Source organism: Mycobacteriales bacterium (assembly GCA_040902655.1).
Classification (GTDB): domain Bacteria; phylum Actinomycetota; class Actinomycetes; order Mycobacteriales; family SCTD01; genus SCTD01.
Window position 1 is genome coordinate 17,207 of the sequence record JBBDWV010000041.1, and the last position, 10,797, is coordinate 28,003.

General features: G+C 67.8%; 9 protein-coding genes. 7 read left to right on the forward strand and 2 right to left on the reverse strand.

Features of this window, described 5'->3' with window-relative positions; all coding sequences use genetic code 11:
- Positions 1-81: 81 nt before the first annotated feature.
- Positions 82-1,254 (forward strand): putative manganese transporter, encoded by a 1,173-nt coding sequence (locus WD794_11595; protein MEX2290954.1) that lies wholly within the window; start codon positions 82-84, stop codon positions 1,252-1,254.
- Positions 1,255-1,279: 25 nt separating this feature from the next.
- Here WD794_11595 and WD794_11600 read toward each other — a convergent pair whose 3' ends face one another.
- Complete coding sequence (locus tag WD794_11600) at positions 1,280-1,612, reverse strand: putative quinol monooxygenase (protein ID MEX2290955.1); 333 nt, start codon at positions 1,610-1,612, stop codon at positions 1,280-1,282.
- 177 nt (positions 1,613-1,789) lie between these two features.
- Here WD794_11600 and WD794_11605 point away from each other — a divergent pair, with 177 nt between their 5' ends.
- Entirely contained in the window at positions 1,790-2,428 is a 639-nt protein-coding gene (locus WD794_11605) for a hypothetical protein (protein MEX2290956.1), read from the forward strand.
- Positions 2,429-2,459: 31 nt separating this feature from the next.
- Here WD794_11605 and WD794_11610 read toward each other — a convergent pair whose 3' ends face one another.
- Positions 2,460-4,301 (reverse strand): helix-turn-helix domain-containing protein, encoded by a 1,842-nt coding sequence (locus WD794_11610; GenBank protein MEX2290957.1) that lies wholly within the window; start codon positions 4,299-4,301, stop codon positions 2,460-2,462.
- Positions 4,302-4,616: 315 nt separating this feature from the next.
- On the opposite strand from WD794_11610, the gene WD794_11615 reads away from it, so the two are divergent.
- The 5 genes from WD794_11615 to groL all read left to right on the forward strand — a co-directional run bounded on the left by WD794_11615 (position 4,617) and on the right by groL (position 10,766).
- Positions 4,617-6,269, forward strand: coding sequence for a methane monooxygenase (locus tag WD794_11615; protein MEX2290958.1), 1,653 nt, complete (start codon positions 4,617-4,619; stop codon positions 6,267-6,269).
- Positions 6,270-6,393: 124 nt separating this feature from the next.
- A complete protein-coding gene (locus WD794_11620) occupies positions 6,394-7,446 on the forward strand; it encodes an FAD-binding oxidoreductase (protein MEX2290959.1) in 1,053 nt (350 codons plus the stop codon).
- Between the two features lie 8 nt (positions 7,447-7,454).
- A complete protein-coding gene (locus WD794_11625) occupies positions 7,455-8,648 on the forward strand; it encodes a toluene hydroxylase (protein ID MEX2290960.1) in 1,194 nt (397 codons plus the stop codon).
- Positions 8,649-8,692: 44 nt separating this feature from the next.
- Positions 8,693-9,004: an MmoB/DmpM family protein gene (locus WD794_11630; protein MEX2290961.1), complete on the forward strand. Its 312-nt coding sequence runs from the start codon at positions 8,693-8,695 to the stop codon at positions 9,002-9,004.
- Between the two features lie 73 nt (positions 9,005-9,077).
- Positions 9,078-10,766 (forward strand): chaperonin GroEL, encoded by a 1,689-nt coding sequence (gene groL / locus WD794_11635; protein MEX2290962.1) that lies wholly within the window; start codon positions 9,078-9,080, stop codon positions 10,764-10,766.
- Positions 10,767-10,797: the final 31 nt, after the last annotated feature.

A 10,797-nucleotide genomic window follows, 5' to 3' on the forward strand; every position in this document is an offset into this window, starting at 1 on the left:
TGCTGAGCAGCCGCGTCACGGCGGGGCCCACGACGTCCCGGCACGTGCAGCGACGCAGCGCAGGGGATCGAGAGGACGACGATGGAGCTGCTCACCGATCTCCTGCTGCGCCCCGCCGCGACCGCCTTCCTCGAGGTCGGCGTCCTGGTCGCCGTCATGGTTCTGGCCTTCACCTCGGCCCAGGTCAGGTACGGCGACCGCGTCCTCGGTTCGCTCGCGCGCCACGCCCGCCTCGGGCCACTGGTCGGCGCGCTGCTCGGCGTCAGTCCGGGCTGTGGCGGAGCGCTGGTGCTCGTGCCGCTGTACGTCCGGGGCAAGCTCAGCTACGGGACCATCGTCGCCGCGCTGGTGGCCACCATGGGGGACAGCTCATGGGTGCTGATCGCGACCAATCCGCAGCTTGCGCTCGTGGTGCATCTCCTGCTGTTCGTTGCGGGCGTCGTGACGGGCTATGCCGTCGACTCCCTGAAGATCCGTCCGAGGCCCACCGGACACGCACCCCCTCCGCTCCCGGTGCCGCGGGTGGCGAACCACGACTCGGGCGCGGCCGGGCGCCCCCTTCTCGTCGGTTCGGGAGCGGGTGGCCGAGGGGCCTTGCAGCCGCGCTCCCCGGTCGGTTCTGTCGGGTCGGTCGCGGTTGCGCCGGTCATGTTCTGGGCGCTGTCAGGGCCCGGTCTCCTGCTGGGGCTGCCCGTCATGCTGCAGCTCGCCGATCCGGCCAGGTACGTCACGGCGGTGGGGTCACTCGCCGTCGACCCCTACCTGCTGCTGGGAGTCAGCGGAGCACTCGCTGCGCTCGTCATTTTCCTGCTCGGGCGTGCCCGCTTCGCTGACGACGACCTCGAGAGCTGTTCCGGGGCGGAGGCAGGTGCCTGGCGGGAGGTGCTGCGGCGCAGTGCGCGGGAGGCGTCGTTCGTCACCGTCTGGGTCGCGGTCGCCTTCATCGCCTGGGAGGTCGTGCAGCACGCCATGCTCGTGGACGTTGCCGCGCTGCCACTGCTGGGCCTCGGCGGTGTCGCTGTGGCGGCGATCATCGGGCTCGTGCCCGGATGCGGCATACAGATCACGATGACGGGGCTCTACGCCAGCGGCGCCCTGCCGCTGCCCGCCCTGCTCGCCAACGCGGTGAGTCAGGACGGGGACGCCCTCATCCCGCTGCTGGCCCTGGACCGGCGGGCGGCCGTGCTCGCATCCGTGCTCACCATCATCCCGGCATTGGCCGTCGGCAGCGCGGCTTACCTGATCCTGACGTGACCGGCCGCCGCTCGCCGTTCGCCCGCTATCCGGCCCGCTCGACGGCCATCTCTCCGAGTTCTGACCAGTCGTCCTGCGGGATCTCGGCGTGGATGATCCGTGGCGTGTCGACGAGGTGGCGGGGCAGCGTCTGCTGCGCCTGCCGGAAGTGCTCGGACTGCACGTGCGCTCCGCCCGCGGCGCCGTCACGGAACGCCTCGACCAGGACATACTCCGTGGGCTCCTCGATGCTGCGCGCCCAGTCGAACCACAGGCACCCCGGTTCGCTCCGGGTCGCCTGCGTGAAGTCGCGGGAGATCTCCGGCCAACGGTCGGCGTCCTCCGGCTTCACCCGAAACTTTGCGGTGATGAAGATCATGACATTCTCCCTGGGATCTCTCACCCGGCGAGCAGCGGACAGGCAATGGGGACATACGAGAAGGGCGCGCAGGTTTGCCGTGTGCTTCCCGGATTGCTGAGTGTGGGGGAGCAGCGAGGATGGCGGTGTCTCAAGATGACACGTCGTGGCAGGGACCGCGGCAGTAGCGTCTGAGCGATGACGGACAACGAGACGGGCACGGACGAGGTGACCGGACCCGGTCCGTCCTCGGACCTGAACGAGGTACGCCGGCTCAGCCTGCCCGAGGCTGACGAGCTGGGCACGGTGACAGCGGTGTTCGAGGACCTGCAGCACGTGCTCCGGTGCTGCGAGCACCTCGTCACGGCGATCGGTGCGCCACCGGCCGGGCCGGCGCGCGTGGATGCCGACGCCGCACTGATCGAGGCGCTGTGGACCAGCGCTCTCATCTCCTACGCCCGCTGCTTCTCGATGAAGACGCAGGTGCTGAGTCGCGGGGATCTCGACGCGCTCGAGCTGCCCGGGGACGTCGGCGGGTTCCACGACGCGCTGCTCCGGTTGCGTGACCACTACACCTCACAGCACGTCAACCCCCGTGAGTCCATCTCCGTCGGCGCTGCGGAGGCCGAGGGCTCAGCCGTGGGGGTCGCCGTCGTGTCCGCACCGCAGCCGTCCGTGGACGACACCACCGTCCGCCAGCTCGGTCGGATTGCGTACGGGCTCAGCGGGCTGCTCGACGAGCGCATGCAAGAGATCCAGGACCGCGTGCTCGGTCGTGCTCGGGAGCTGGACGCCGACGAGTTCGCGGCGCTGCCGCTGATGCAGCTGAACGCCTGAGCCGCTCGCCCGATTCTCGCGCACCCGAGCCCTAGCTCGACAGTGTCCCGGAAGCACCAGCTGTCGAGATCCCGTAGCCGCGGATCTTGCGGTACATCGTGGCGCGTGACATGCCCAGCGCCCGGGCGGCCTCGACCTTGTTGCCACCGGCTTCGGCCAGGGCGGCGACGATGGCGTCGCACTCCATGGCCTCGAGCGGGGTGAGCACCCATCGCCTTGTCGACAGGCATTCGGGAGGCAGATCGGCAACGTCGATGACGCCTGCCCGGCGTTTCGCGGTGACCTTGTGCAACACCCGTGCCAGCTGCTCGACGTTTCCAGGCCAGGCGTTGCGCATCAACGCACTCATCGCCGCGCTCGAACAGGACACTCCTCCGGCCCGGGCGCGGGAGAGCAGGTGGGGCACCAGCTCCGCGACGTCCTCGACGTGGTGGCGTAGCGGTGGGACGACCACCGTCGTCGGGAAGCACTCCAGCAGAGTGGCCAGGCCTGGCATGGCATCGGGTGAGGAAGCCGACATGGTGATGACCACCCACGCCCGGTCGACGTGCGTGGACTCGCGATGCGGCTCCAGCACCTCCGCGAGGGCCACGACCCCCTCTTGCGGCAGCCGGTCGACGTGGCTGAGGACGAGCGAACCGCCGCCCGTCTCGACCTCCTCGATGACGTCGGCCATCCACTGGGGGCCGTAGTCGTCGGCGTCCAGTACCCGAACGTGCCCAGCCGGGTTGCGCCGCTGGTGCGCGGCGCGTGCCAGGGTGACCTTGCCGCTGCCCGGCTCTCCGGCGAGGACGAGCCACTCGCCGGTGATGCTGTGCCGGTCGACGGTCTGACAGCACCTCGTCCACGCCGGAGCGGATCCGACGAGCGTGGGGAGCGGCAGGCGCGGCGCCGGTGGGTCCTGCCTTCCCGCGCCGATGACCCCGGCCAACGGCAGCACCTGGAGCACGCCGTCGGCGGCCGGCGAGCGGATGAAGGTCGGCTTGCACAGCACCCGCACGGTCAGACCGCTCGGCAGGTCGACGACCAGTTGCCGCACACCGGCGGCGAGGGCGTCCCGGGCATATCCGATCAGGGGCGTCTGGTCGGCCGGGCTGATCATCTCCCGGGCCCGGTCGTTGAGCATGAGCAGGTTGTCGCCGACGGCCAGCACGGCGCCGCGGTTGCGCTGGCAGGCAAGGCGGTAGTCGTGCAGGAGCGCAAGCTCGCGTCGGCCGGACTGCTCGAGCAGCAACTGCTCGATCCTGGCGGCCATGGTCGCCACGGTGGGACCCATCATCATTCCCGCGTCCTTGTGCCAGCAGGTGAGGTCGACCACGCCGACGGTCTTGCCGGTCAGCGGATGCCGGATCCGGGCGCCCGCGCAGGCGAGGTTCTCCAGGTGTTCCAGGTAGTGCTCATGGCCGAAGACCCGCGCCGAGCCCCCGCCCTCGAGCGCAGTTCCGATCCCGTTCGTACCTACGTGCGACTCGGCGTAGCTGAAGCCGGGCGCAAGCTGCACCCGGTCGAGGTACTCCTCGAGGTGGGAGTCGCCGGTGCGCCGCTGCAGCACCGTGCCCCGGGAGTCGCACAGGATGATGCTCACCGGCTCCGTGGCGAGCTGCTCCGCGACCTCCGCGAGCACCAGGTCGCCGGCCCGGGTCAGCAGGGTGTCCAGGTCGAGGTCGTTGTCGAAGGGTGGGTCCGGCTGCTCCGTCGACACGTCCCACAGCCGTGAGCGCTTCCAGGACGCGAGGATCGGCTCGCGGACCAGACCTGGAGCCACTGCCTCATTGAGCAGGAACGAGGTCCTCGCCACCGCGAGGACCTCGCTGTCCGCCGGTGCGGCAGGCGCCAGCCGCGGCTCGTTCTTGATGCGGTCTGTGGTCGGCATCAATGGATCGCCTCCGGTCGGGACGCGGCCACAGCCTGTGGGAACCAGCGCGGGACTGCGGGCAGTAGCCAAGGATCTACGGGCAGTGGCCAGGGCTGGTTCTGCGTGCAGTAGCCGGGTCGCACGTGAGTGTAGACGATCAAAGGTGATGCGTCTCACATTGAGACCACCTGTTGCGTGCGAGCGGTGTTTCCTCTCATTGCGGGGCGAGAAAGCGGCTGCTCTGGCCGCCGCCAGCGTCCCCAGCACTGACCATCCAGAGTCGACGACGCCCGCGCCGTCGCGGCTCGCCGCCCACTACTGCAGGGAGACGACGTGAGTCGGCAGAGTCTGGCGAAGGCACATCAGAAGATCCAGGAACTGGCCTGGGAGCCGCAGTACCACGAGCCATACATGAAGTACGGCACCGACTACACCTTCCGGAAGGCCTCGAAGAAGGATCCGCTCAAGCAGGTCCTCCGGTCCTACTTCCCGATGGAGGAGGAGAAGGACAACCGGGTCTACGGCGCGCAGGACGGCGCCATCCGCGGCAACATGTTCCGGCAGGTCCAGGAGCGCTGGCTCGAGTGGCAGAAGCTGTTCCTGTCGATCATTCCACTGCCGGAGATCTCGGCTGCCCGGTCGATGCCGATGCTGTTCCAGGCCGTGCCGAACCCTGAACTCCACAACGGCCAGGCGATCCAGATGATCGACGAGGTTCGGCACTCGACGATCCAGCAGAATCTCAAGCGCCTCTACATGAACAACTACATCGACCCGGCGGGCTTCAACAACAGCCTGCGGGGCTTCCAGGGCGACTACTGCGGCACCATCGGCCGTCAGTTCGCCGAGGGCTTCATCACCGGGGACGCGATCACGGCTGCGAGCATCTACCTGACGATCGTGGCGGAGACCGCGTTCACCAACACGTTGTTCGTCGCGATGCCGGCCGAGGCGGCGGCCAACGGGGACTACCTGCTCCCCACGGTTTTCCACTCTGTGCAGTCGGACGAGTCCCGGCACATCTCGAACGGCTACGCGACCCTGCTGATGGCGCTGTCGGACGAGGACAACCGCCTGCTGCTCGAGCGCGACCTGCGGTACGCCTGGTGGAACAACCACCGGGTGGTGGACGCCGCGATCGGCACCTTCATCGAGTACGGCACCAAGGACCGCCGCAAGGACCGCGAGTCCTACGCCGAGATGTGGCGTCGCTGGATCTACGACGACTACTACCGCTCCTACCTCGTCCCGCTCGAGAAGTACGGACTGACCATTCCGCACGATCTCGTCGAAGAGTCCTGGAAGCAGATCTGGGAGAAGGGCTACGTCCACGAGGTGGCGCAGTTCTTCGCCACCGGCTGGCTCGCCAACTACTGGCGGATCGATGCCATGACCGACAAGGACTTCGAGTGGTTCGAGTACAAGTACCCAGGCTGGTACGACAAGTACGGCAAGTGGTGGGAGAACTACTCGCGGCTCGCGACGCCGAATGGACACCACCCGATCGTTGCGGAGAACGTCGACTACGCCTACCCGCACCGTTGCTGGACCTGCATGGTCCCCTGCCTCGTGCGTGAGGACATGGTCATGCAGGAGGTCGACGGCCAGTGGCGCACGTACTGCCACGAGATGTGCCGCTGGACCGACGCCGAGGCGTTCCGGCCCGTGTATCAGGGCCGGGAGACGCCCAACATGGGCCGGCTCGTCGGGCACCGCGAGTGGGAGACGCTGTACCACGGCTGGAACTGGGCCGACGTGGTCACCGACATGGGCTTCGTGCGGGACGACGGGAACACCATGACGGCGCAGCCGCACCTGAACCTCGACCCGAAGAAGATGTGGACGCTCGACCACCTGCGTCGGATGCCACCTCTGCAGAGCCCGAACGTGCTGCTCAACGAGATGAGCGACGCGGAGCGCCAGGCCTTCGCGGCCGACTACGTCCGGCAGGGCCCTGCCGGACGCCCCGCACCCGCGGACGCCTGAGCACGGGTCAGGCGAGGAGGGAGGGTCGGCCCGCCGGTCCTCCCTCCGCTGGTCCCTGCCCTGACGCGCGGAACTGTCCGTTCCACGCGAGCCGGTCACGTCCCTACTCGAAGGACGAACTCCATTGGGGAACAAGCACGTCGTCCGGTTCGAGCCGGTCGGCATCGAGATCGAGGTCGACTCCGACCAGAACATCCTGCGCGCCGCGGCGGAGCAGGGCGTCCAGCTCATGCACGGCTGCAAGGAAGGGCAGTGCGCCGCGTGCAAATCCTTCGTCCTGGAAGGGGAGGACATCGAGCTCGACAGCTACTCGACATTCGCGCTCCCCGACTTCGAGAAGGAAGAGGGGCACACGCTGCTCTGCCGGGCACATCCCTACGAGGACCTCGTCATCGAGCTCAGCAACTACGACGAGGAGATCATCCGCTCCGGACTGCCGCTGCGGCGCGGAACCGTCGAGGTGGTGAGCAACGACGCGGTCACGCATGACATGCGCCACCTCGTCGTCAAGCTCGTCGAACCCGAGGAGATAAAGTTCTTTCCGGGGCAGTACATGGACTTCGTGGTTCCCGGCAGCGAGGAGACACGGTCCTTCTCGATGGCCAACACTCCCGGCCGGGAGGGGCTCTTCGAGTTCGTGATTCGGATCTATCCGGGCGGCCTGTTCTCTGAGCAGCTGGCCGACAAGCTGCAGCCGGGCGACCGGCTGGAGGTCGAGGCGCCGTTCGGGACGTTCACGCTGCGGGAGTCCCGCACCTCGCCGCTGATCTTCGTCGGTGGCGGTGCCGGGATGGCCCCCATGCTCGGCCTGCTGCGCTCGATGGCGGAGCGCGGAGTCGAGCGAAAGGTGACGTTCTACTACGGGGCGCGGACCCAGCGTGATCTCTGCTTCACCGACGAGCTGGCGGAGCTGGGTACGCGGCTGCACGACTTCACCTACGTTCCGGCGCTGTCGGAGCCGACCGAGGACGATGACTGGGCCGGAGAGACCGGCCTCATCACCGAGGTCGTCAAGCGCCGGGAGCCTGGGCTTCAAGGCTTCGACGCCTACATCTGCGGCCCCCCGCCGATGGTCGACGCCGCCATCGCGACGCTGAGCGGACTCGGAGTGGCCGAGAACGCCATCTTCTACGACAAGTTCACCCCCACACACGAACCGGAGGAGGTCCGCCCGTGACCACGACAGTGCCAGACGAGGCGGTGGCGCAGGAGAGAAGCGTCCCCAAGCCGATGTTCACCGACGCCGAGGCCGGGGCCCGCACGTTCCCTGACTCCGGGGCGTCAGCCCGCCGCTACAACTACTTCGAGCCGGCGAAGCGCAAGCAGACCCACTACGAAGACGTCACTGTCGAGGTGCAGCCCGACCCGCGGCACTACCTCTCACAGGGTTGGATCTACGGGTTCGCCGACGGCGAGCGGGGCTACCCGCTGCACTGGACGAAGCTCAAGGCCTGGGGCGTGGACAAGCCCGAACCCAGGCGGGGGATCGGAACGGGCGGGCTGCCCAAGGACTTCGTCTGGCCCGCGCACGGCTGGCACTGGTTCCGCGACCCGAACGAGGAGTGGGAGCAGACCCTCTACCGCTACAACGCCAACGTCGTCCGTCAGCTCACACAGAACGTCGAGAACGCCCGCAACGGCAAGGCCTTCGCGGCCTGGTCGCCGAACTGGGTGCGTTTCGTCGAGCGCCATGTGGGCGCGTGGATGCACATCGAGCACATCCTCGGTCTGTACGTGTTCGCGGCCAACGAGCGGTCCGCGCCCACGAACATGCACAACACCGCGCTCGCGGCCAACTGCGCCCGCAAGATCCGCTTTGCGCAGGACCTGGCGCTGTACAACCTGACGCTGACGGAGGAGATCGAGGGCTTCGACGGAACTGCTCACCTCGAGGCCTGGAATTCCGACGTCGAGTGGCAGGGTGCCAGGAAGCTCACCGAGGCGCTCACGGCGATCCAGGACGACTGGGGCGAGGCGGTCTTCGCCACGAACGTCGTGTTCGAACCGCTCGTCGGCGAGCTGTTCCGCAGCAACCTGGTCATGCAGGCCGCCGCCCCGAACGGCGACTTCGTCACCCCGACCGTGATCGGAGCCGGCGAGAGCGACTACGCCCAGCGCGACCTGCGTTGGACGATCGCCTGCATGGCGCCTCTCACCGAGGACAAGGAGTTCGCCGAGCACAACAAGGAGCTGATGAACGGCTGGCTGAGCCACTGGGTGCCACAGGCCCTGGAGGCGGCGCGGACGATGCAGCCGCTGTGGTCGCAGGCCGACCACCGGCCCCCGCGCTTCGAAGACAGTCTCGACGTAGCCAAGAACCGGTTCGCCGTGGTCTGCCGTGACCTCGGTCTCGACGTGCCCGAGGAGCTGAAGCTGTGACCGTTTCCGCAAGCAAGTTCCAGTCGAACAACACCGCGTCCGGCATGTGCGGTGTCACGCTCATGAACAGCCAGGTGGGTGCGCTTCTGGCCACGGTCCTGGGTCGTGCGGACAACGTCAAGGTGACCCACCTGCCTTCGATGATCCGCATCGACGGGCAAGGCCGCTTCGACCTGGTCTACGTCGACGTCGACGAGGAGGCCGGCGAGGAGGAGGGGTGGTTCAGCGCCTCCGAGTTCGAGGAGGCCATGTCGACGCACTACGGGCGCATGGTGCACCTCGACGACCGGACGATCATGTTCGCGAATCCGGAGGACGCCGCGGAGTACCTGGACTTCGACCTCAAGCCGGTCTAGCCCCAGGCCTGTCCCGACCGATCGCACCACCCGGACTGCGCAGCGCCGTCCGCTACCTCAGGAGAGAGAACAATTGGCCAAGGACCTTCGGTTCGGCGAGGAAGGACGGCGTCTGCTTCAGGCGGGCGTCGACCAACTCGCAGAAGCGGTCAAGAGCACCCTCGGCCCCAAGGGCCGCAACGTCATCCTCGAGAAGATCACGGGGTCACCCGAGGTCACCAACGACGGGGTGACGATCGCGCGGGAGATCTACCTGCGGGATCCCTTCGAAAACATGGGTGCGCAGCTGGTCAAGGAAGCGGCCGTCAAGACCAACGACACCGTCGGTGACGGGACCACCACCGCCACGGTGCTCGCGCAGGCCATCGTGTACCAAGGCATGAAGGCGATCTCCGGGGGTGGCAACCCCGTCCTCGTCAAGCGCGGCATCGACCTGGCGGTGGCAACCGTCGTCGAGCACCTCGCTTCGGCGGCGCACCGGGTGGAGACCGAGGAGGACTACGCACGGGTCGGCTCCATCTCCGCCAACGACGACGAGTCGATCGGTCGCGTCGTCGCCAAGGCGCTGCACACCGTCGGCGGAGACGGGGTCGTCACGGTCGAGGACGGGGCCAGGCACGGGATCAGTGTCGACTTCGTCGAGGACTTCGAGTTCGACAACGGCTACGTGTCGCCGTACATGGTCACGAACCCGGGGACGCTCGAAGCGATCGTTGACGACCCGTACATCCTGTTCACGGCGGAAAAGATCAAGGATGTCCAGTCCCTGATGCCGGTGCTCGACCACATCATGCGGGGGGAGCGCCGCCCTCTGGTCATCATCGCCGAGACGGTCGAGGGCACCGCCCTGCAGATGCTCGTGCACAACCACGTCAACCGCGTTTTCCAGGCGGTGGCCATCAAGGCGCCGGGCTTCGGCCAGAAGCGCATTCATCTGCTGGAGGACATCGCGGCGCTGTGCGGTGGAAAGGTGCACAGCAAGAGTTCGGCGTTCTCGCTCGAGCAGATGACCCTGGAGCACCTCGGTAGGGCGCGGCAGGTGCAGGTCACCAGCGAGAACACCACGATCATCGGTGGGCACGGTGACCGCGAGGCTCTGGAACTACGGCTGAGCCAGCTACGCGCCGAACTCAGTCGTGCCACCATCGGGACCGACGAGGACTTCTTCGCAGAGCGCATTGCTCGGCTGTCCGGAAAGGCGGCCATCATCCGGGTGGGCGCGCCGACGAACGCTGAGGCGAAGGAGATCCGGCACCGCGTCGACGACTCGCTGCAGGCGACACGCGCAGCGATCGCCGAGGGCGTCGTCGCCGGAGGTGGCGCGGCACTGCTGCACGCCGAGCCGGCGTTGGACCGATTGACCGTGGAGGGTGACTACCGCATCGGTGTGGACATCGTCCGGCAGGCGCTGAGCGAGCCGGCGCACCTGATCGCGACGAACGCCGGCTACGACGGCGACAGCGTCGTGACCCAGGTGACCGGGCTGGGCCTCGACGAGGGCTTCGACGCGCTCGAGGGCCGGTTCGGGAACATGGTCGAACTCGGCATCATGGACCCGTTGCAGGTCGTGCGATCTGCGCTGCAGAACGGTGCCTCCGTGGCCGGTCTGATCCTCACGACCAACTCGCTGGTCGCCGAGGAGCAGACGCCGTGGAACAAGTCGCTCATGACCGAGTTCGGGCCGCTCGACGAGGGGATCCCGCAGCCCTCGCCCGACTCGAGTACTCCGCAGTCGCTCGGACTGGGCCCCTCAGTCGGGTGACGGTGAGGGTCACGTGCGCGGGCTCGCGCAC

Bases quoted from the DNA above. Each gene is read 5' to 3' on its own strand.
- WD794_11595 (MEX2290954.1), top strand. From the start codon at position 82: ATGGAGCTGCTCACCGATCTCCTGCTGCGCCCCGCCGCGACCGCCTTC.
- WD794_11600 (MEX2290955.1), bottom strand. From the start codon at position 1,612: ATGATCTTCATCACCGCAAAGTTTCGGGTGAAGCCGGAGGACGCCGAC.
- WD794_11605 (MEX2290956.1), top strand. From the start codon at position 1,790: ATGACGGACAACGAGACGGGCACGGACGAGGTGACCGGACCCGGTCCG.
- WD794_11610 (MEX2290957.1), bottom strand. From the start codon at position 4,301: ATGCCGACCACAGACCGCATCAAGAACGAGCCGCGGCTGGCGCCTGCC.
- WD794_11630 (MEX2290961.1), top strand. From the start codon at position 8,693: ATGTGCGGTGTCACGCTCATGAACAGCCAGGTGGGTGCGCTTCTGGCC.